The following is a 20711-nucleotide window of genomic DNA, read 5'->3' as shown; positions in this document are numbered from 1 at the left end:
CCCTCAGTCCTCGTGGGGGACGCGGACCACGCCCTCCTGGATCACCGAGACCGCGAGCCGTCCGTCCTGGGTGTAGATGCGGGCCTGGCCGAGGCCGCGCCCGCCGGACGCGGACGGCGACTCCTGGTCGTAGAGCAGCCACTCGTCGGCGCGGAACGGCCGGTGGAACCACATCGCGTGGTCCAGGGAGGCCCCGACGACGTCCCCGACGGCCCAGCCGCCGCGCCCGTGCGCGAGGAGGATCGAGTCGAGGAGGGTCATGTCGGAGACGTACGTGGCGAGGACGACGTGCAGCAGCGGGTCGTCCGCCAGCTTGCCGTTGGTGCGGAACCAGACCTGGCTGTGCGGTTCGCGCGGCTCGCCGAACCTGCCGTACGGCGGGTCGTCGACGTACCGCAGGTCGATCGCCTCGCGGGCCTCGATGAACCGCTCGACGATCACCGGGTCGAGATGGTCGTAGCCGCGCAGTCGTTCCTGTCCGGTGGGGACGGTCTCGGGGTCGGGTGCGGGCGGCATGGGGGCCTGGTGGTCGAGGCCCTCCTCGTACGTCTGGAAGGACGCCGACAGCGCGAAGATCGGCCGGCCGTGCTGGACGGCGACCGCGCGGCGGGTGGTGAAGGAGCGGCCGTCGCGGATCCGCTCGACGTTGTAGACGATGGGGGCGCCCGGGTCGCCCATGCGCAGGAAGTACGCGTGCAGGGAGTGGGCGTGCCGGTCCGCGGGGACCGTACGCCCGGCGGCGACCAGCGCCTGCGCCGCCACCTGTCCCCCGAAGACGCGGGGGACGACGGCGGAGCGGGACTGGCCGCGGAAGATGTTCTCCTCGATCTGCTCGAGGTCGAGCAGATCGAGGAGATCCTGAAGTGCCTGGCTCATGGCGTTTATTTGTACCGGCCAGTAATTGCCGGGACCTTACAGACCCATGTCCTTCGCGATGATCGTCTTCATGATCTCGCTGGTGCCGCCGTAGATCCGGTTGACGCGGTTGTCCGCGTACAGGCGGGCGATCGGGTACTCGTTCATGAAGCCGTAGCCGCCGTGCAGCTGGAGGCAGCGGTCGATGACGCGGTGGGCGACCTCGGTGGTGAACAGCTTGGCGCTGGCGGCCTCGGCGGCGGTCAGCTCACCGGCGTCGAGGGCCTCCGTGGCGCGGTCGACGACGGCCTCGGCGGCGTCCACCTCGGCCTGGCAGGCGGCCAGCTCGAACTTGGTGTTCTGGAACGCGGCGACCGGCTGGCCGAAGACGACGCGGTCCTTCACGTACTGCTTGGTGAACCGGATGGCGGCCTTGGCCTGGGCGTAGGCGCCGTAGGCGATGCCCCAGCGCTCGGAGGCGAGGTTGTGGCCGAGGTAGTAGAAGCCCTTGTTCTCCTCGCCGAGGAGGTCCTCGACGGGCACCTTGACGTCGACGAACGCCAGCTCGGCGGTGTCGGAGGTGCGCAGGCCGAGCTTGTCGAGCTTGCGGCCGACGGAGTAGCCCTCGGCCTTGGTGTCGACCACGAAGAGGGATATGCCGTGGCGGCGGTCCTCGGCGGTGGGCGCGGCGGTGCGGGCGCAGACGATCATGCGGTCGGCGTGCACGCCACCGGTGATGAAGGTCTTGGAGCCGTTGAGGACGTAGTGCGTGCCGTCCTCGGAGAGCTTGGCGGTGGTCTTCATGCCCGCGAGGTCGGAGCCGGTGCCCGGCTCGGTCATCGCGATGGCCCACATCTCCTCGGCGGAGACGAACTTCGGCAGGTAGCGCTTCTTCTGCTCGTCGGTGGCGAGCAGCTTGATGTACGGCAGGCCGAGCAGGACGTGGACGCCGGAGCCGCCGAACTGGACGCCCGCGCGGGCGGTCTCCTCATACATCACGGCCTCGAACTTGTACGAGTCGATGCCGGCGCCGCCGTACTCCTCGCCCACGGTGATGCCGAAGAGGCCGAGCTCGGCGAGCTTGTGGTAGAACTCGCGCGGCGCCTGGCCGGCGGCGAACCACTCGTCGTACACGGGGACGACCTCGGCCTCGATGAAGGCCCGGAGGGTCTCCCGGAACGCCTCGTGATCCTCGTTGAACACCGTACGGCGCACCGCCGCCACCTCCACCTGGCTCAAAGGGTCCATATCTAAGCGCTTGCTCAGATGATTACCGTACCGGTGGGTAGGGAGAGGCGTCCAGAGTCATCCGGGCACGACGCCCGTAACGCTCGTCACGCTCCCGCGGCCGCGAACGCCCCCCGCGCCATCCGGTGCAGCAGGGCCGCGGTGGCCGCGCGGCCCGGGAGGGAGCCGGGGCGGGCCAGGTGCGGGGTGGAGTTCAGCAGGCCGAAGACCGAGTGGACCGCCGAGCGGGCCGCCGGTTCGGTGAGGGCCGGATAGATCTCCCGGACCACCTCCACCCACAGCTCGACGTACTGCCGCTGGAGCTGGCGGACCAGCTTGCGGTCGCTGTCGCGGAGGCGGTCCAGCTCGCGGTCGTGCAGGGTGATCAGGGGGCGGTCGTCGATCGCGAAGTCGATGTGCCCCTCGATGAGCGAGTCGAGGACCACCTCCGCCGCATCCCCGTCGGCCTCCGCCAGACGGCGCCGCGCGCCCGTCAGGAGCTGGCCGCTGATCCCCACCAGCAGCTCGGCGAGCATCGCGTCCTTGCCCGGGAAGTGCCGGTACAGACCCGGGCCGCTGATGCCGACCGCGGCTCCTATCTCGTCGACCCCGACGCCGTGGAAACCGCGCTCGGCGAACAGCCGCGCGGCCTCCTTGAGGATCTGCTCGCGGCGGGTGGGGGCGTCGGTTCTGGTGGCCATGGAGGTAATTCTAGACAGCGAGGTTAGCGGTCGTTAACCTGATGGAAATGGTTAACGCTCATTAACAGGCGATCACTGGGTGAGGGGAACCGCAGGATGGAACAGGCACCGGAGCTGACGAGCGCGGCGGACCCCGCGTCGGAGGCCTGGCGGGCCAACGAGGAGGCGCACCGCGCACTCGTCGAGGAGCTGCGCGGCAAGCTCGCCGCCGCCCGGCTGGGAGGCGGCGAGAAGGCGCGGGCGCGGCACACCGCGCGCGGGAAGCTGCTGCCCCGGGACCGGGTGGACGGCCTCCTCGACCCGGGCTCGCCCTTCCTGGAGCTCGCGCCCCTCGCCGCCGACGGGATGTACGAGGGGCAGGCCCCGGCCGCCGGGGTCATCGCCGGGATCGGGCGGGTCAGCGGGCGCGAGTGCGTGATCGTCGCCAACGACGCCACCGTCAAGGGCGGGACGTACTACCCGATGACGGTGAAGAAGCACCTCCGGGCGCAGGAGGTGGCCCTGGAGAACCGTCTGCCCTGTCTGTACCTGGTCGACTCGGGCGGCGCCTTCCTGCCCATGCAGGACGAGGTGTTCCCGGACCGTGAGCACTTCGGGCGGATCTTCTACAACCAGGCCCGGATGTCGGCGGCCCGCATCCCGCAGATCGCCGCCGTCCTCGGCTCGTGCACGGCCGGCGGGGCGTACGTCCCGGCGATGAGCGACGAGGCGGTCATCGTCCGCAACCAGGGGACCATCTTCCTGGGCGGCCCGCCGCTGGTGAAGGCCGCCACCGGTGAGGTCGTCACCGCGGAGGAGCTGGGCGGCGGCGAGGTGCACTCCCGGGTCTCCGGGGTCACCGACCACCTCGCCGAGGACGACGCGCACGCCCTGCGGATCGTGCGGAACATCGCCGCCACGCTCCCCGCGCGCGGACCGCTCCCCTGGCGGGTCGCGCCCGTCGTGGAACCCAAGGTGGACCCCTACGGGCTGTACGGCGCGGTGCCCGTCGACTCCCGTACCCCCTACGACGTACGGGAGATCATCGCGCGCGTGGTCGACGGCTCCCGTTTCGCCGAGTTCAAGGCCGAGTTCGGGCAGACCCTGGTCACCGGCTTCGCCCGGATCCACGGCCACCCGGTCGGGATCGTCGCCAACAACGGCATCCTGTTCTCCGAGTCCGCCCAGAAGGGCGCCCACTTCATCGAGCTGTGCGACCAGCGCGGGATCCCGCTGGTGTTCCTGCAGAACATCTCCGGGTTCATGGTCGGCAAGGACTACGAGGCCGGCGGCATCGCCAAGCACGGCGCGAAGATGGTCACCGCCGTCGCCTGCACGCGCGTGCCCAAGCTGACGGTCGTGGTCGGCGGGTCCTACGGCGCGGGCAACTACTCCATGTGCGGCCGGGCGTACTCGCCCCGCTTCCTGTGGATGTGGCCCAACGCCAAGATCTCCGTCATGGGCGGCGAGCAGGCCGCCTCCGTCCTCGCCACGGTCAAGCGCGACCAGCTGGAGGCCCGCGGGGAGACCTGGCCCATGGAGGAGGAAGAGGCCTTCAAGGACCCGATCCGCGCCCAGTACGAGCGTCAGGGCAACGCCTACTACGCGACCGCCCGGCTCTGGGACGACGGGGTCGTCGACCCGCTGGAGACCCGCCAGGTGCTGGGCCTCGCGCTGACCGCCTGTGCCAACGCGCCACTGGGTGAGCCCCGGTTCGGCGTCTTCCGGATGTGAGGGGCATGGATGTGAGGGGCTTGGATGTGAGGGGCTTGACGACGATGTTCGACACCGTGCTCGTGGCCAACCGGGGCGAGATCGCCGTCCGGGTCATCCGCACCCTGCGGGCGATGGGCGTGCGCTCGGTCGCCGTCTTCTCCGACGCCGACGCCGACGCGCGGCACGTCCGGGAGGCCGACACCGCCGTACGGATCGGTCCGGCTCCGGCGGCCGAGAGCTATCTGTCGGTGGAGCGGCTGCTGGAGGCCGCCGCGCGGACGGGCGCGCAGGCCGTCCACCCGGGGTACGGCTTCCTGGCGGAGAACGCGGGCTTCGCGCGCGCGTGCGCCGACGCGGGGCTGGTGTTCATCGGGCCGCCCGCCGAGGCGATCGCCCTCATGGGCGACAAGATCCGGGCGAAGGAGACCGTGCGGGCCGCCGGGGTGCCGGTGGTACCGGGGTCGAGCGGCAGCGGTCTCACGGACGAGCAGCTCGTCGCCGCAGCCGGGGAGATCGGCGTACCCGTGCTGCTGAAGCCGTCCGCCGGCGGTGGCGGCAAGGGCATGCGGCTGGTGCGGGACGCGGAGCGGCTGGCCGACGAGATCGCCGCCGCCCGCCGTGAGGCCCGCGCCTCCTTCGGCGACGACACGCTCCTCGTCGAGCGGTGGATCGACCGGCCCCGCCACATCGAGATCCAGGTCCTGGCCGACGGCCACGGCAACGTCGTCCACCTGGGCGAGCGCGAGTGCTCCCTCCAGCGCCGGCACCAGAAGGTGATCGAGGAGGCGCCGAGCGTCCTGCTCGACGAGGGGACGCGGGCGGCGATGGGCGAGGCGGCCGTGCAGGCGGCGCGTTCCTGCGGGTACCGGGGCGCGGGCACGGTGGAGTTCATCGTCCCCGGCGGCGACCCCTCCTCGTACTACTTCATGGAGATGAACACCCGTCTCCAGGTGGAGCACCCGGTCACCGAGCTCGTCACCGGGCTCGACCTGGTGGAGTGGCAGCTGCGGGTGGCGGCGGGCGAGCCGCTGTCCTTCGGACAGCGGGACGTACGGCTCACCGGGCACGCGATCGAGGCGCGTATCTGCGCCGAGACTGTGTCCGTCAAAGAGGGCGCGCGCGGCTTCCTGCCGTCCGGCGGGACCGTGCTGCGGCTGTACGAACCCCAGGGCGACGGCGTCCGTACCGACTCCGGGCTGAGCGAGGGCACCGAGGTCGGCAGCCTGTACGACCCGATGCTGTCGAAGGTCATCGCGTACGGCCCGGACCGCGCGACGGCACTCAGAAAGCTGCGGGCCGCCCTCGCGGAGACGGTCACGCTGGGCGTGCAGACCAACGCGGGCTTCCTGCGGCGGCTGCTGGCCCATCCGGCGGTCGTGGCGGGCGAGTTGGACACGGGGCTGGTGGAGCGGGACGTGGACGCGCTCGTCACGGACGACGTGCCCGCCGAGGTCTACGCGGCGGCGGCGCTGGCGCGTCAGGCCGCGCTCGTGCCCGCCGAGGGCTCCGGCTGGGCCGACCCGTTCGCGGCCGGGGACGGCTGGCGCCTGGGCGGCGAGCGGGCGTGGACGCCGCACCACCTCCGGGTGCCGGGCCACGAGCCGGTCACCGTGCGCGCGCGGCGCACGCCGGACGGCGCGACGGAGCTGCTGCTGCCCGGCGCGGAGAAGCCTCTTCGGGGGTCCGGGGGCGTGCCCTCGCGGCCCGGTGCCGAGGACCGGTTCGCCTTCCGGCTCGACGGCGTCTGCCACACCTTCGCCGCACTGCCGGACGGCACCTGGCTCGGCCGGGACGGCGACGCCTGGCACGTGCGGGACCACGACCCGGTGGCCGCCGCGCTGACCGGCGCCGCGCACTTGGGTGCCGACTCGCTCACCGCGCCCATGCCCGGGACGGTGACGGTCGTGAAGGTGGCCGTCGGCGACGAGGTGACGGCGGGTCAGAGTCTGCTGGTGGTGGAGGCGATGAAGATGGAGCACGTCATCTCCGCCCCGCACGCCGGCACGGTCGCCGAACTGGAGGTGACCCCGGGGACGACGGTCGCCATGGACCAGGTGCTGGCCGTCATCACCCCGTACGAGGAGGCTGCGGAATGACCGTTCAGGGGCTCCCGATGACCGTGCCGGCCCCCGACCTGCCCGCGCGGGTCAGGATCCACGAGGTCGGCGCGCGCGACGGACTGCAGAACGAGAAGACCGCCGTGCCGACCGCCGTGAAGGCCGAGTTCATCCGGCGGCTGGCCGAGGCGGGACTGACCACGATCGAGGCGACGAGCTTCGTGCATCCCGAGTGGGTGCCCCAGCTGGCGGACGCGGAGGACCTGTTCCCCCAGGTCGCCGAGCTGCCCGTGGCGCTTCCGGTGCTCGTGCCGAACCAGCGCGGCCTGGACCGTGCCCTGGCGCTCGGCGCCCGCCGGGTCGCCGTGTTCGCCAGCGCCACCGAGTCCTTCGCGAAGGCCAACCTCAACCGCACGCTCGACGAGTCGCTCGCCGTGTTCGAGCCGGTCGTGCGGCGGGCGAAGGACGAGGGCGGCCATGTCCGCGGCTATGTCTCCATGTGCTTCGGCGACCCCTGGGAGGGGGCGGTCCCCCTCCACCAGGTCGTGCGCGTGTGCAGGGCGCTGCGGGACATGGGCTGCGACGAGCTGAGCCTCGGCGACACCATCGGCGTCGCGACCCCCGGCCATGTCCTCGAACTGCTCTCCCTGCTGGGCGAGGAGGGCGTGCCGACGAACGTCGTCGGTGTGCACTTCCACGACACCTACGGCCAGGCGCTCGCCAACACCCTGGCGGCGCTCCAGCACGGCGTCACCACCGTCGACGCCTCCGCGGGCGGCCTCGGCGGCTGCCCGTACGCGAAGTCCGCCACCGGAAACCTCGCCACCGAAGACCTCGTGTGGATGCTGCAGGGCCTCGGCATCGACACCGGGGTCGACCTCGGCCGTCTCGTCGCCACCAGCGTGTGGATGGCCGAACAACTGGGCCGACCCAGCCCCTCCCGCACCGTCCGAGCCCTGTCCCACAAGGAGCAGTGACCCGACATGGACCACCGTCTCTCCCCCGAGCTGGAAGAACTCCGCCGTACGGTCGAGCAGTTCGCGCACGACGTCGTCGCGCCGAAGATCGGCGACTTCTACGAGCGGCACGAGTTCCCGTACGAGATCGTCCGCGAGATGGGCCGTATGGGCCTGTTCGGGCTGCCGTTCCCGGAGGAGTACGGCGGCATGGGCGGCGACTACCTGGCGCTCGGCATCGCCCTGGAGGAGCTCGCCCGGGTCGACTCGTCCGTGGCGATCACCCTGGAGGCGGGTGTCTCGCTGGGCGCCATGCCGATCCATCTGTTCGGTACGCCGGAGCAGAAGCGTGAGTGGCTGCCGCGGCTGTGTTCCGGCGAGATCCTGGGCGCGTTCGGTCTCACCGAGCCGGACGGCGGCTCGGACGCGGGGGCGACGCGGACGACGGCCCGCCTCGACGCGGAGACCGGCGAGTGGGTGATCAACGGCACCAAGTGCTTCATCACCAACTCGGGCACGGACATCACGGGCCTGGTGACGGTCACGGCGGTCACCGGCCGCAAGCCGGACGGCGGGCCGCGGATCTCCGCGGTCATCGTCCCGTCCGGCACCCCGGGGTTCACGGTCGCCCAGCCCTACTCGAAGGTCGGCTGGAACGCCTCCGACACGCGTGAACTGTCCTTCTCCGACGTGCGCGTGCCGGCGGCGAACCTGCTGGGCGAGGAGGGGCGCGGGTACGCGCAGTTCCTGCGGATCCTCGACGAGGGCCGGATCGCGATCGCGGCGCTGGCGACGGGGCTGGCGCAGGGGTGCGTGGACGAGTCGGTGAAGTACGCGCGGGAGCGGCATGCCTTCGGGCGTCCGATCGGTGCCAACCAGGCGATCCAGTTCAAGATCGCCGACATGGAGATGAAGGCCCACACGGCCCGTCTGGCGTGGCGTGACGCCGCGTCACGGCTGGTGGCGGGCGAGCCGTTCAAGAAGGAGGCGGCCCTGGCGAAGCTGTACTCGTCCACGATCGCGGTCGACAACGCCCGGGACGCCACCCAGGTGCACGGCGGCTACGGGTTCATGAACGAGTATCCGGTGGCCCGGATGTGGCGCGACTCCAAGATCCTGGAGATCGGTGAGGGCACGAGCGAGGTGCAGCGGATGCTGATCGCCCGGGAGCTGGGCCTGGCCGGCTGACCGGAAAGAGCTGTTCTCACACCGCCAACTTGCCTTCAAAGCAGGCAAGTTGGCGGAACCGGAACGTGCACAGACATCCCACAGGTTCGGGATCACATCACCCCTGCTCTGGACAAGATCTGAGGTTAGGCTAACCTACCTTCGAACTTGTCCGGCGGTGATCCGCACGTTCGAAAGCAGCCACTCTCATGCCCAACGCCAGAGCCAACCACCTCACCCGCCGCGGCATCCTCGCCGCCGGTGGCGCCCTCGGCCTCGGTGCCGTGCTCGCAGCCTGCGGGGACGACGACGCGAAAAGCAGTGGCTCGGACTCTTCGGCGAGCGCCTCCGCCAAGTCCGGTCCCTGGACCTTCAAGGACGACCGCGGCACCACCGTGAAGCTCGACAGGATCCCGGCGAACATTGTCGCGTTCACCGGCGTAGGCGCCGCCCTCTACGACTACGGCATCCAGGTCAAGGGCGTGTTCGGCCCGACGAAGACCACCGACGGCAAGGCCGACGTCCAGGCCGGCGACATGGACATCTCCAAGGTCGAGATCCTGGGCAACGTCTGGGACGAGTTCAACGTCGAGAAGTACGCGGCCCTCGCGCCCGACGTCCTCATCTCCACGATGTTCGACGACGCCGGCACCCTCTGGTACGTCCCCGAGGCGTCCAAGGACAAGATCGCCAAGCTGGCCCCGAGCGTCGGCATCTCCGTGTACGACCGTCAGCTCACCGCTCCCCTGGAGCGGATGTGGGAGCTGGCCGAGTCGCTCGGCGCGGACATGACCGCGGCCGAGGTCACCGACGCGAAGAAGCGGTTCGAGGCCGCGGCGACGCGGCTGCGCGCCGCGGCGAAGGCGAAGCCCGACATCAAGGTGATGGCCGGGTCCGCCAGCGCGGAGCTGTTCTACGTCTCCGGCAGCAACCTCTCCATCGACCTGGAGTACTTCAAGGCCCTCGGCGTGAACTTCGTCGAGCCGCCGGAGAGCGCGAAGAAGGAGGGGGGCGGCTGGTACGAGTCGCTGTCCTGGGAGAACGTCGACAAGTACGCGGCGGACATCATCATGATGGACGACCGGACCTCGGCGCTGCAGCCTTCGGCGATCACGGAGGCGACGTGGAAGAAGCTGCCTGCCGTCAAGGCCGGGCAGGTCATCGGGCGGTCGCCGGAGCCGATTCTCTCGTACGCGAAGTGTGTGCCGTTGCTGGAGAGCCTTGCTGAGGCTCTCGAGAAGGCGAAGAAGGTCGCCTGATCAGGGTGGCCTGACGTCGTGGGCGAGCTGCGGGTCCGGTTGTGGCTGGTCGCGCCCACGCGGCGGAGCCGCATATCGCTGCAGCCCCGCGCCCCTGGGTTAGTTGATCTGCTCCACGTTTCAGGAGTTCCCCCATGACCACGGCCGTTGCCGCCCCGTTCCGGTTTTTCTCGCTCCAGGTGGTTCGGACTCGGCGGCTCGGTTCGTCGCTCGTCCGGGTTTCGTTCGCCGGAGAAGACCTTCAGTACTTCTTCTCCGACGGGCGTGACCAGTCCCTGTCCCTCTTTCTGCCGCACCCGGGGCAGGACGCGCCCGCTGTTCCCTTCGAGCTCGGGGACGGGTGGTGGCAGGGCTGGCGTGAACTGCCGGACGACGTACGGGCCGTGATGCGGTCGTACACGTTGCGGGCCCTGCGGCGGGATCCCGATGAGATCGACATCGACTTCGTGCTGCACACGCCCGCCGGGCCCGCCTCCGCGTGGGCCGCGCGGGCGGCCGCCGGGGACCGGGTGGTGCTGCTCGGGCCCGCCGTGGCGGACAACCGGGCGATCCGGTTCCGGCCGCCGCGGGACACCGATCTGGTGGTGCTGTGGGGCGACGAGACGGCGCTTCCGGCGATCTCGTCGATCCTGGAGTCGCTGCCGTCGGGGCAGCGGGTGCGCGCCTGGATCGAGGTGCACGATCCCGGGAACGTGCAGGACCTGATGACCCTGGCGGACGCCGAGATCACCTGGGTCGGCGCCGGGGCCTCCCTCGAAGCAGTGCAGGAGGCCCGACTGCCCCGCGCCGCGCACCCGTACGTCTGGATCGCGGGCGAGTCGGGGTCGGTGAAGGCGTTGCGCCGTCACTTCGTGCGGGAGCGCGGGGTCGACCGGCGTCGGGTCACCTTCGTCGGGTACTGGCGCCAGGGTTTGACGGAGGAACAGCTCCGCGAGCACGAGTGACCGACGTGATCACAGTCACCAGAGGGGTGGAGCCTCGCGGGCGTTAATTAGGTTAGGCTAACCTAAGTTGAACCCGAGGTTCCGCCCCTCAGTCCGTCCCGCAGCGGACCCGTCCCCACCCCCGGAGGGCCCTCCCATGCGCTCGCACCTGCTCAATGACACGACCGCGGAGCAGTACCGCCGCTCCGTGACCGAAGGAGTCGAGCGGGTGGCCGCCAAAATCGCCGCCACCGACCGTCCGTTCACCGGCGTCACGGTCGACGCCCTCGCACCCCGTATCGACGGCATCGACCTGGACCAGCCCCTGCACGACACCGCCGCGGTGCTCGACGAGCTGGAGGAGGTCTACCTCCGCGACGCGATCTACTTCCACCACCCCCGCTACCTCGCCCACCTCAACTGCCCGGTCGTCATCCCCGCCGTCCTCGGCGAGGCCGTGCTGTCCGCCGTCAACTCCTCCCTGGACACCTGGGACCAGTCGGCCGGCGGCACCCTCATCGAGCGGAAACTGATCGACTGGACGACCGAGCGCATCGGCCTCGGCCCGGCGGCCGACGGGGTGTTCACCTCCGGCGGCACGCAGTCCAACCTCCAGGCGCTGCTGCTCGCCCGGGAGGAGGCCAAGACCGACTCGCTCGCGAAACTGCGCATCTTCGCCTCCGAGGTCAGCCACTTCAGCGTGAAGAAGTCCGCGAAACTGCTGGGCCTCGGCCAGGACGCGGTCGTGTCGATCCCCGTCGACCACGACAAGCGCATGCAGACCGTCGCGCTCGCCCATGAGCTGGAGCGCTGCAAGAAGGCCGGCCTCGTCCCCATGGCCGTCGTCGCCACCGCCGGCACCACCGACTTCGGCTCCATCGACCCGTTGCCCGAGATCGCCGAGCTGTGCGCCCAGTACGGCACCTGGATGCACGTCGACGCGGCCTACGGCTGCGGTCTGCTCGCCTCCCTCAAGTACCGGGGCCGCATCGACGGCATCGACCGCGCCGACTCCGTCACCGTCGACTACCACAAGTCCTTCTTCCAGCCGGTGAGTTCGTCCGCCGTGCTGGTCCGGGACGCGGCCACGCTGCGCCACGCCACCTACCACGCCGAGTACCTGAACCCGCGCCGCATGGTGCAGGAACGTATCCCCAACCAGGTGGACAAGTCCCTGCAGACCACCCGCCGGTTCGACGCGCTCAAGCTGTGGATGACCCTGCGCACCATGGGCGCCGACGGCATCGGACAGCTCTTCGACGAGGTCTGCGACCTGGCCGTCGAGGGCTGGGACCTGCTGGCCGCCGACCCCCGCTTCGACGTCGTCGTACAGCCGTCGCTGTCCACCCTGGTCTTCCGCTACATCCCGCAGGCCGTCACCGACCCCTCGGAGATCGACCGCGCCAACCTCTACGCCCGCAAGGCCCTGTTCGCCTCCGGTGACGCGGTGGTCGCGGGCACCAAGGTGGGCGGCCGCCACTACCTGAAGTTCACCCTGCTCAACCCCGAGACCACCGCGGCCGACATCGCCGCCGTCCTCGACCTGATCGCCGGCCACGCCGAGCAGTACCTGGGAGAGTCCCTTGAACGCGCTTCCTGAAGCCAGCCGCGCCTATGACTTCGTGGGCATCGGGCTCGGCCCCTTCAACCTCGGCCTCGCCTGCCTCACCGAGCCCATCAACGCGCTCGACGGCGTCTTCCTGGAGTCCAAGCCCGACTTCGAGTGGCACGCCGGCATGTTCCTCGACGGCGCCCACCTCCAGACCCCGTTCATGTCGGACCTGGTCACCCTGGCCGACCCGACGTCGCCGTACTCCTTCCTCAACTACCTGAAGGAGAAGGGGCGGCTGTACCAGTTCTACATCCGGGAGAACTTCTACCCGCTGCGCGTCGAGTACGACGACTACTGCCGCTGGGCGGCCGGCAAGCTGAGCAGCGTGCGCTTCTCGACGACGGTCGCCGAGGTGACGTACGACGAGACCGACGCGCTGTACGCCGTACGGACCACGGACGGGGACGTCTACCGCGCCCGCCGGCTCGTCCTCGGCACCGGCACCACCCCGTACGTCCCGGAGGTCTGCCGCGGCCTGGACGGCGGGCTGTTCCACAACGCCGAGTACATGCGGCGCAAGGCCGAGCTCCAGTCGAAGAAGTCCATCACGATCGTCGGCAGCGGACAGAGCGCCGCCGAGATCTACTACGAGCTCCTCGCCGAGATCGACGTTCACGGCTACCGGCTCAACTGGGTCACCCGGTCCCCGCGGTTCTTCCCGCTGGAGTACACCAAGCTGACCCTGGAGATGACGTCCCCGGACTACATCGACTACTTCCGCGCGCTGCCCGAGGAGACCCGCTACCGGCTGGAGAAGCAGCAGAAGGGCCTGTTCAAGGGCATCAACTCGGACCTCATCGACTCGATCTTCGATCTGCTCTACCAGAAGGACGTCGAGTACGGCGACCGGCCCGTCCCCACCCGTCTCCTCACCAACTCCTCGCTGAACAGCGCCCGTTGGGAGGACGGCGAGTACCGGCTCGGCTTCCGCCAGGACGAGCAGGGCAAGGAGTACGAGATCGCCACCGAGGGCCTGGTGCTGGCCACCGGCTACCACTACGAGCCGCCGGCCTTCCTGGAGCCGGTCCGCGACCGCCTGTGCTTCGACGAGCACGGCCGCTTCGACGTGGCCCGCAACTACGCCATCGACACCACCGGCCGGGGCGTGTTCCTGCAGAACGCCGGCGTGCACACGCACTCCATCACGTCCCCCGACCTCGGCATGGGTCCGTACCGCAACAGCTCCATCATCCGCGAGCTGCTCGGCAGCGAGTACTACCCGGTCGAGAAGACCATCGCGTTCCAGGAGTTCTCGGTATGACCTTCACCTTCCGCCCGCTCGACCCGCTGCGGGACGCCGAGCTGCTGCACTCCTGGGTGACGCATCCCAAAGCGGCCTACTGGATGATGCAGGACGCCTCGCTGGTGGACGTCGAGCGCGCCTACATGGAGATCGCCGCCGACCCGCACCACCACGCGCTGCTCGGCCTCGACGAGGACGGCACCCCGGTCTTCCTGATGGAGAAGTACGACCCCGTCCACCGCGAACTGGTCGGTCTGTACGAGCCGTTGCCGGGTGATGTCGGCATGCACTTCCTCACCCCGGCGACCGACGCTCCCGTGCACGGTTTCACCCGTGCCGTCATCACCGCCGTGATGGCGCACCTCTTCGAGGACCCGGCCACCTCCCGGGTCGTCGTCGAGCCGGACGTCGCCAACACGGCCGTCCACGCCCTGAACGAGACCGTCGGCTTCGTCGCCGCACGCGAGATCCGGAAGCCGGAGAAGAGGGCACTGCTGAGCTTCTGCACCCGGGAGCAGTTCGAGAACAGGCCCAGCCCGGCCGCGACGGGGGTGCCCGCATGAGCCTCTCCGACGCCGTGGCCCACCTCTCCCCCGAGCGCTGGGAGAAGGCCAACCGTCTGCTGATCCGCAAGGCTCTCGCGGAGTTCGCCCACGAGCGGCTCATCACGCCCGAGCAACAGGGCGGACAGTACGTCGTCCGCAGCGACGACGGGCTGACGTACTACCGCTTCAGCGCCGTACGCCGTGCCCTGGACCACTGGCAGGTGGACGCCGACTCGATCACCCGCACCCGTGACGGCGCCGAACTCCCGCTCGCCGCACTGGACTTCTTCATCGAGCTCAAGCAGGCCCTCGGGCTGAGCGACGAGATCCTGCCGGTCTACCTGGAGGAGGTCTCCTCCACCCTGTCCGGCACCTGCTACAAGCTCACCAAGCCGCAGATCACCTCGGCGGACCTGGTCCGGAGCGGCTTCCAGGCCATCGAGACCGGTATGACCGAGGGCCACCCCTGCTTCGTCGCCAACAACGGCCGGCTCGGCTTCGGCGTCCACGAGTACCTGTCCTACGCCCCGGAGACGGCGAGCCCGGTCCGGCTGGTGTGGCTGGCGGCCCACAGGTCGCGGGCGGCGTTCACGGCGGGTGTCGGGATCGAGTACGGGACGTTCGTACGGCAGGAGCTGGGCGAGGAGACCGTCGAGCGGTTCGAGCGGCAGCTCACCGACCAGGGCCTGGACCCCGCCGACTACCTCCTCATCCCCGTCCACCCCTGGCAGTGGTGGAACAAGCTCAGCGTCACCTTCGCGGCCGAGGTCGCGCGGCAGAACCTGGTGTGCCTGGGCGAGGGCGAGGACGAGTACCTGGCCCAGCAGTCCATCCGGACCTTCTTCAACCGGTCCCACCCGGAGAAGCACTATGTGAAGACGGCCCTGTCCGTCCTCAACATGGGCTTCATGCGCGGCCTTTCGGCGGCGTACATGGAGGCGACACCGGCGATCAACGACTGGCTGGCCCAGCTCATCGACAACGACCCGGTGCTGAAGTCGACCGGTCTGTCGATCATCCGGGAGCGGGCGGCCGTGGGCTACCGGCACCTGGAGTACGAGGCGGCGACGGACCGCTACTCGCCGTACCGCAAGATGCTCGCCGCACTGTGGCGGGAGAGCCCGGTGCCGACGCTCCAGGACGGCGAGTCGCTCGCGACCATGGCCTCCCTGATCCATGTGGACCACCAGGGGGCGTCGGTGGCCGGCGCGCTGATCGAGCAGTCGGGCCTGACCCCGGTGGCGTGGCTGCGCCACTACCTCGAGGCGTACTACACGCCCCTGCTGCACAGTTTCTACGCCTACGACCTGGTCTTCATGCCGCACGGCGAGAACACGATCCTCGTGCTCAGGGACGGGGTCGTGCAGCGGGCGATCTACAAGGACATCGCCGAGGAGATCGCGGTCCTGGACCCGGACGCGGTGCTGCCGCCGGAGGTCCGCCGGATCCGCGTCGAGGTGCCCGAGGACAAGAAGCTGCTGTCCGTCTTCACGGACGTCTTCGACTGCTTCTTCCGCTTCCTCGCGGCCGGCCTGGCCGGCGAGGGGATCCTGGACGAGGACGACTTCTGGCGCACGGTCGCCGAGGTCACCCGCGCCTACCAGGACGCGAACCCCGAACTCGCCGACAAGTTCCGCCAGTACGACATGTTCGCCCCCGAGTTCGCCCTGTCCTGCCTCAACCGGCTCCAGCTGCGCAACAACCAGCAGATGGTGGACCTGGCGGACCCGTCGGGCGCCCTCCAGCTGATCGGAACCCTGAAAAATCCCGTCACGGGGTTCTGATCGCGACGGACGGGGCTCGGGAGTACGGTCCTCCCGAGCCCCGTCCCGAACGCACAGTCCGCATACATTCCTCTCACAGGGAGCGCCACTACGGTCCCGGTCCTGCCGTGCCCGCTCCCCGGGGGGAATCGAGACCATGTCCGAGCACCTCGCACAGCAAGCCCCGCTTCCGGAACACGCCCCGGCCGTCCGCGCCTACGCGGACGCCTTCTGCGCGAAACCGGGCGACGCCACCGACCTCGCCGCCCAGATCCTCACCCGTGGTGCGCAGACACCCGGGCCCTCCTTACGGACCGCCCTCCTCGCCGATGTGCGAAGAACCGCCGACGGCTGGCTGCGCGACGGGCGCGCCGGGCTGCTGCGCCCGGAGTTCCGGGCCTGGTCGAAGCGGGCCGCCGACACCTTCGGGCCCACCGACACCCTGCGCCGCGTGGAGCACAATTCGGTGCTCCTCGCCGCCTTCGAGCAACTCGCCGACCAGCCCCGGGCCGCGCTGTGGCTGTGCCTGGCGGAAGCCGGGGAGACCGCGTCGGCGGCCAGGATCCTGAACACGACGGAGGAGTTCGCCCGGACCCTGGCGCGGTCGGCCCGCGGCCGGCTGGTCGACACCTTCCTGCGGGTGCGCGCCGACCGCACCTGCGACGCCCGCTGCGTCCACTACGGCGGCATGCTCGGCGCCATCGCCCGCGGCACGCACCGGGAGGCGCCCGCCGATCTCGCACAGCACCTGAACACCTGCCGCTTCTGCGCCCACGACCTGGAGCTGCTGCGCACGCTCGCCTCGGGCCGTCCGCAGGAGGTGCGGCGGCTGCTGGTCGACCAGGTGCTGGTGTGGGGCGGACCCGCGTACCGCAGGGCCCGGTCGGCGGAACCGGCTCAGGCGCCTCGGGCGGCGGCCGCCGGGACCGTCACGCTCGCCGCCCCCGCCGAGGACCTCGGTCCCGGACGGGAGGGCCGCCGACGCGGTCGGCCGGTACTGACGGTGGCGGTCACGGTGGTCGTCACGGCCGTGCTGACCACGGGGGTGCTGAAGCTGTTGCCCGGCTCCGGGTCCGCCGAGGGGGCCGAGCGCCCCGAGGCCGGCGCGGGCGCCTCCGCGTCGCCCTCGCCCAGCGGGTCCGTGCCGTCCTCGCCCGCGCCCGGCACCTCCACCGGCACGGTCACCCTCCGGAGCGTGTCCACCGGACGCTGCGTCACCGGCCCCGACGGTGGCGGCTCCGCGGGTTCCGGCCCCGGCTTCGCGCCCGACCCCGTCCTGGCCGACTGCGACGACGACGGCGACGGCGAGAAGCAGCAGTGGCGGGTCGTCCGCCTGGAGCGGGGCGCGGTCGCGCTGGTGAACGTCGCGTCGCGGCTCTGCCTGGACGTCGCGGGCGAGCGCGTCGCGGGCGACGGGATGCAGCAGCGGCCCTGCGCGTACGAGCGGGGCGCCGACGCGCCCTTCCCGGAGGACCAGGCGTTCCTGCCGGAGCGGGCGGCCGGCGACACCTTCACCCTGGTCTGCCAGGACAACCCGGGGATCGCGCTCGGGGTGCGTTCCGGAGAGGTCGTCATGCGGGCAACCACCGGTTCCGGCAAGGCGGTTCGCTTCGCGCTCGACGACGGGGAGGCGAAGGCGCTGGGGCTGTGACGGCGGCCCGATCCCGCCGGGCCGTGACGGGCCGGTGCCAGAATTTCCCCATGGCGGAAATCCTTCAGAAGGACGGCACCTGGGTCTTCGACGGCGACGCGCTGCGGCTGACGCCGGGGCGGGACAAGGGCGTCGACCTCCTGCGGAAGGAACTGGGTGAACAGGTCGTCCCGCTGGGGGCGTTGGCGGGGATCTCGTTCGAGCAGGGGAAGAAGGCCGGGCGGCTGAGGCTGCGGCTGCGGGACGGCGCCGATCCGCTGCTGCACGCGACCGGGGGCCGGCTGACCGAGCCGCACGACCCGTACCAGCTGGTCGTCGAGTCCGACCGGTACGGCGTCGCCGAGTACTTCGTGGACGAGGTGCGCCACGCGCTGACCCTGGACCGGGTGCCGGCCGGTCCGGTGGACGCGTATCTGCTGCCGGGCCCGTCCGTGCCGCTGTCCTTCTCCGCCGGGGACGGCACCGCGAGCTTCGACGGCGACCATGTGCGCCTGGAGTGGAACTGGAAGACGGAGGACGCCAAGGCCTCCGCCGGGACCCGCACGATCCGTGTCGAGGACATCACGGGCGTCGAGTGGCAGCCGGCCATCGGCCTGGAGAACGGCCATCTGCGGTTCGGCGTACGGCACGCGCCCACGAAGGCCCCGCCGAAGTACGACCCCAACGCCGTGGAACTGTGGGGCTTCAAGAAGGACCCGCTGATGGCCCTGGTCGCGGCAGCCGTACAGGCCAGGCTGCCGCATCCCTCCGCCGCCGGCGACACCGTACGGCCCGCCCTGACACCGTCCGGACCCGAGCCGGACGCCCCGGCCCCCGCGGACGACCACGACGCCCTCCTGCGCCGCCTGCGCGAACTCGGCGACCTGCACCGGGACGGCGTGCTGACGGACGAGGAGTTCACCATGGCCAAACAGGCGGTCCTCAGGCGGATGTGACGCGCCTGCGGACCGCCTGCGGGAGGAGGCCGGTGCGCCCCGCCTTCCGGGCGCACGGTGCGACTACTTGGCCTTGCGGGCCACCGTGAAGTGGTCGACCTGTTCGCCGGTCTCGGCGATGCCGCGGACGGTCAGGGTGGCCGTGCGGCCCTTGGCGGCCGGGGTGACGTCGACGCGGAGGAACGAGTAGTCGAGGTAGCGGACCCGCGACCAGGCGACCGTCTCGTTGACCTTGCCGTCCTTGGTGTTGATGAAGGAGGCGACGGAGTCGACCTCGTTCTCGTGGCCCTCGTAGGACAGCGGGGCGGTGAACGCGTACAGGCTGCGGCCGGCCGCGCCCGCGGTGACGTAGACCACGCCCTCGGTCTCGGGGTGGGCGGTGCCGCCGATCGGGAGCTTCTTGGTGACCGCGCCGCCCTTGATGACGTCGGTGCGCTCGTACTGGTGGTTGTGGCCGTTGATCACCAGGTCCACCGTGTACTTCTCGAACAGCGGCACCCACTCCTGGCGCACTCCCCCCTCGGAGGCGTGCGCGGTGGAGGTGCAGTAGGCGCAGTGGTGGAAGAAGATCACGACGAAGTCGACGTCCTTGGACGCGCGGAACTTCCTCAGCTGGGCTTCCAGCCACTTGGTCTGGGTGCCACCGGAGATACCCAGGTTCGCCGGGATCTCGAAGGAGATGTCGTTGGCGTCGAGCGAGATGACCGCCGTGTTGCCGTAGACGAAGGAGTAGACGCCCGGGAGGTTCTTGGCGTCGGGGCCGTTGTCGGGAAGGTTCCAGCGGGCTTCCTCGCCGCCGTAGCCGTTCGGCGAGTACCAGGCCTCCATGTCGTGGTTGCCGTAGGCGGGCATCCACGGGACGGACTTGGCGACGGACTCGGTCTGGGCGAGGAACTGGTCCCAGATCCGTGAGTCGAAGCCGGTGTCGGCGGTCTTGCCGGCGCCGGCCGGGTCGGCGTAGGCGATGTCGCCGGCGTGCAGGTGGAAGGCCGGGTTCTGGCCGAGGAGGAGGCTGTTGTTGGCCAGGCCGTGGTAGCTGACGCCCTCGTCGCCGAAGGCGGTGAAGGTGAACGGCGCCTTGTGCGCGGGGGCGGTGGTGAAGGTGCCCAGGGTGCCCAGCAGGTGCGGCTCGGCCGGGTCGAAGCCGGCGTGGCCGACGCCGTAGTAGTACGTCTTCCCGGGGCGCAGGTGGGTGAGCCTGGCGTGCAGGTAGTACTGGGTGTGGTTGCCGCTCGCGCCGACGCCGGCCGGGGTGAACAGCGTGCGCACCTCGGCCTCGATCTTGCGGGAGAGGTCCCAGGGGTGGGCGCCGATGCGGATGAAGGGCTTCTTCACGGCGACGGGGACCTGCCAGGAGACGGTGATCTCCGTGCGGGGGTCGTTGCCCCAGGCGAGGTGGCGGCCGAAGGGGGCGACGAGGGAGCCGTCGACGGTCTCGGTGCTCGGCGTGGTCCTGGTGCTCGGCGCGGTCCGGGTGGGGACGGCGGCCTGGGCCGTGGTGCCGGTCACGAACGCGCCACCGGTGACGGCGCCCAGCGTGACCGCACCGCCGCGGATCATCGTGCGGCGGGAGAATCTTGCGCGCAGGTACTCGTGCTGCTCGGCCATGCTCATGCGCTCGGCGAGCTGCTCGGGTACGCCCATGCGAGGAGTGTCCATGACGTCTGAAACTCGTCGCCCCTGGCGACGGACCGCAGGACGCCATATGGACGGTTCGCGAACAGGCGCTCATAACACATTCAAGGTTCACCCAAGGCCTCTTAACAGGGCCCTGCCCGAAATCGGGCACGATTCTTGCGAAACCCGCTCGCGTACCTCAGGATCTACCGGGTGCACGACGAACTTGTTGATCATCTGATGCGGTCCACGCCCCTCCAGCGGGGCGAGGCACTGCGGGTGATCCAGGACGTGCTCGCCTACTTCGACGAGACGACCGAGGACTTCGTCCGTCGCCGCCACCGCGAGCTGCAGGCCCAGGGCCTGGTGAACGCGGAGATCTTCGAACGGATCGGGGCGGACCTGCAATACCGTGCGGTGGCCCCGCCGGAGCTCACGCTCCGGCAACTGCGGCGCATCGTCTACGGGTGAGTCGCCGCCTACGGGCACTGGAAAGCTTGGGGAT

Annotated in this window: 17 protein-coding genes; 13 read left to right on the top strand and 4 right to left on the bottom strand. The window is 70.5% G+C overall.

Translation table 11 applies throughout. The features are described 5' to 3' along the window. Positions 1–3: 3 nt before the first annotated feature. From ACIRF9_RS01310 to ACIRF9_RS01300, 3 genes are all read right to left on the bottom strand, one after another. Positions 4–876 (bottom strand): acyl-CoA thioesterase, encoded by an 873-nt coding sequence (locus tag ACIRF9_RS01310; RefSeq protein WP_403814485.1) that lies wholly within the window; start codon positions 874–876, stop codon positions 4–6. Positions 877–912: 36 nt separating this feature from the next. Further along, a complete protein-coding gene (locus ACIRF9_RS01305; RefSeq protein ID WP_403816066.1) occupies positions 913–2070 on the bottom strand; it encodes an acyl-CoA dehydrogenase family protein in 1158 nt (385 codons plus the stop codon). 119 nt (positions 2071–2189) lie between these two features. Continuing rightward, the gene (locus ACIRF9_RS01300) at positions 2190–2783 is read right to left on the bottom strand and encodes a TetR/AcrR family transcriptional regulator (protein ID WP_403814482.1); all 594 of its coding nucleotides are present in this window, start codon (positions 2781–2783) and stop codon (positions 2190–2192) included. A gap of 96 nt (positions 2784–2879) precedes the next feature. Here ACIRF9_RS01300 and ACIRF9_RS01295 point away from each other — a divergent pair, with 96 nt between their 5' ends. The 12 genes from ACIRF9_RS01295 to ACIRF9_RS01240 all read left to right on the top strand — a co-directional run bounded on the left by ACIRF9_RS01295 (position 2880) and on the right by ACIRF9_RS01240 (position 18589). Next, entirely contained in the window at positions 2880–4496 is a 1617-nt protein-coding gene (locus ACIRF9_RS01295; protein ID WP_403814479.1) for a carboxyl transferase domain-containing protein, read from the top strand. 44 nt (positions 4497–4540) lie between these two features. Next, a complete protein-coding gene (locus ACIRF9_RS01290) occupies positions 4541–6574 on the top strand; it encodes an acetyl/propionyl/methylcrotonyl-CoA carboxylase subunit alpha (RefSeq protein WP_403814476.1) in 2034 nt (677 codons plus the stop codon). Continuing rightward, complete coding sequence (locus tag ACIRF9_RS01285; RefSeq protein WP_403814473.1) at positions 6571–7512, top strand: hydroxymethylglutaryl-CoA lyase; 942 nt, start codon at positions 6571–6573, stop codon at positions 7510–7512. The genes ACIRF9_RS01290 and ACIRF9_RS01285 overlap by 4 nt, the downstream gene beginning before the upstream one ends. Positions 7513–7518: 6 nt before the next feature. Then, positions 7519–8679, top strand: a complete 1161-nt coding sequence (locus ACIRF9_RS01280) for an acyl-CoA dehydrogenase family protein (protein WP_403814470.1) — start codon at positions 7519–7521, stop codon at positions 8677–8679. Positions 8680–8867: 188 nt separating this feature from the next. Next, complete coding sequence (locus ACIRF9_RS01275) at positions 8868–9917, top strand: ABC transporter substrate-binding protein (protein WP_403814467.1); 1050 nt, start codon at positions 8868–8870, stop codon at positions 9915–9917. 134 nt (positions 9918–10051) lie between these two features. After that, positions 10052–10861: a siderophore-interacting protein gene (locus ACIRF9_RS01270; protein ID WP_403814465.1), complete on the top strand. Its 810-nt coding sequence runs from the start codon at positions 10052–10054 to the stop codon at positions 10859–10861. Between the two features lie 136 nt (positions 10862–10997). Then, a complete protein-coding gene (gene desA, locus ACIRF9_RS01265) occupies positions 10998–12440 on the top strand; it encodes a lysine decarboxylase DesA (protein ID WP_403814462.1) in 1443 nt (480 codons plus the stop codon). Then, on the top strand, positions 12424–13713 hold the full coding sequence (locus tag ACIRF9_RS01260; protein ID WP_403814459.1) for a lysine N(6)-hydroxylase/L-ornithine N(5)-oxygenase family protein: 1290 nt from the start codon (positions 12424–12426) through the stop codon (positions 13711–13713). Before desA ends, ACIRF9_RS01260 begins: the two co-directional genes overlap by 17 nt. Then, on the top strand, positions 13710–14258 hold the full coding sequence (locus tag ACIRF9_RS01255; RefSeq protein WP_403814456.1) for a GNAT family N-acetyltransferase: 549 nt from the start codon (positions 13710–13712) through the stop codon (positions 14256–14258). Before ACIRF9_RS01260 ends, ACIRF9_RS01255 begins: the two co-directional genes overlap by 4 nt. Continuing rightward, positions 14255–16024, top strand: a complete 1770-nt coding sequence (locus tag ACIRF9_RS01250) for an IucA/IucC family protein (RefSeq protein WP_403814453.1) — start codon at positions 14255–14257, stop codon at positions 16022–16024. Before ACIRF9_RS01255 ends, ACIRF9_RS01250 begins: the two co-directional genes overlap by 4 nt. A gap of 136 nt (positions 16025–16160) precedes the next feature. Continuing rightward, positions 16161–17654 carry an RICIN domain-containing protein gene (locus tag ACIRF9_RS01245; RefSeq protein ID WP_403814451.1) on the top strand — a complete coding sequence of 498 codons (1494 nt, stop codon included), beginning with the start codon at positions 16161–16163 and terminating at the stop codon, positions 17652–17654. Positions 17655–17704: 50 nt separating this feature from the next. After that, a complete protein-coding gene (locus ACIRF9_RS01240) occupies positions 17705–18589 on the top strand; it encodes a DUF4429 domain-containing protein (protein ID WP_403814448.1) in 885 nt (294 codons plus the stop codon). A 63-nt stretch (positions 18590–18652) separates the two neighbouring features. Here ACIRF9_RS01240 and ACIRF9_RS01235 read toward each other — a convergent pair whose 3' ends face one another. Beyond that, positions 18653–20233, bottom strand: coding sequence for a purple acid phosphatase family protein (locus tag ACIRF9_RS01235; protein ID WP_403814445.1), 1581 nt, complete (start codon positions 20231–20233; stop codon positions 18653–18655). A gap of 186 nt (positions 20234–20419) precedes the next feature. Between ACIRF9_RS01235 and ACIRF9_RS01230 the strand changes: the two genes are divergently transcribed. Further along, the gene (locus ACIRF9_RS01230; protein WP_403814442.1) at positions 20420–20677 is read left to right on the top strand and encodes a hypothetical protein; all 258 of its coding nucleotides are present in this window, start codon (positions 20420–20422) and stop codon (positions 20675–20677) included. Positions 20678–20711: the final 34 nt, after the last annotated feature.

This window comes from Streptomyces sp. NPDC096132 (assembly GCF_044763345.1).
In the GTDB taxonomy this organism is placed as follows: domain Bacteria; phylum Actinomycetota; class Actinomycetes; order Streptomycetales; family Streptomycetaceae; genus Streptomyces.
Note: the sequence above shows the minus strand (reverse complement) of the source record. Positions and strands in the feature narration are given on the sequence as shown.

What these genes read in the sequence shown, in the direction of transcription:
- ACIRF9_RS01310 (WP_403814485.1), bottom strand. Translation starts at nt 876, where the DNA reads ATGAGCCAGGCACTTCAGGATCTCCTCGATCTGCTCGACCTCGAGCAG.
- ACIRF9_RS01300 (WP_403814482.1), bottom strand. Translation starts at nt 2,783, where the DNA reads ATGGCCACCAGAACCGACGCCCCCACCCGCCGCGAGCAGATCCTCAAG.
- ACIRF9_RS01295 (WP_403814479.1), top strand. Translation starts at nt 2,880, where the DNA reads ATGGAACAGGCACCGGAGCTGACGAGCGCGGCGGACCCCGCGTCGGAG.
- ACIRF9_RS01290 (WP_403814476.1), top strand. Translation starts at nt 4,541, where the DNA reads ATGTTCGACACCGTGCTCGTGGCCAACCGGGGCGAGATCGCCGTCCGG.
- ACIRF9_RS01285 (WP_403814473.1), top strand. Translation starts at nt 6,571, where the DNA reads ATGACCGTTCAGGGGCTCCCGATGACCGTGCCGGCCCCCGACCTGCCC.
- ACIRF9_RS01280 (WP_403814470.1), top strand. Translation starts at nt 7,519, where the DNA reads ATGGACCACCGTCTCTCCCCCGAGCTGGAAGAACTCCGCCGTACGGTC.
- ACIRF9_RS01275 (WP_403814467.1), top strand. Translation starts at nt 8,868, where the DNA reads ATGCCCAACGCCAGAGCCAACCACCTCACCCGCCGCGGCATCCTCGCC.
- ACIRF9_RS01270 (WP_403814465.1), top strand. Translation starts at nt 10,052, where the DNA reads ATGACCACGGCCGTTGCCGCCCCGTTCCGGTTTTTCTCGCTCCAGGTG.
- desA (WP_403814462.1), top strand. Translation starts at nt 10,998, where the DNA reads ATGCGCTCGCACCTGCTCAATGACACGACCGCGGAGCAGTACCGCCGC.
- ACIRF9_RS01255 (WP_403814456.1), top strand. Translation starts at nt 13,710, where the DNA reads ATGACCTTCACCTTCCGCCCGCTCGACCCGCTGCGGGACGCCGAGCTG.
- ACIRF9_RS01250 (WP_403814453.1), top strand. Translation starts at nt 14,255, where the DNA reads ATGAGCCTCTCCGACGCCGTGGCCCACCTCTCCCCCGAGCGCTGGGAG.
- ACIRF9_RS01245 (WP_403814451.1), top strand. Translation starts at nt 16,161, where the DNA reads ATGTCCGAGCACCTCGCACAGCAAGCCCCGCTTCCGGAACACGCCCCG.
- ACIRF9_RS01240 (WP_403814448.1), top strand. Translation starts at nt 17,705, where the DNA reads ATGGCGGAAATCCTTCAGAAGGACGGCACCTGGGTCTTCGACGGCGAC.
- ACIRF9_RS01235 (WP_403814445.1), bottom strand. Translation starts at nt 20,233, where the DNA reads ATGGGCGTACCCGAGCAGCTCGCCGAGCGCATGAGCATGGCCGAGCAG.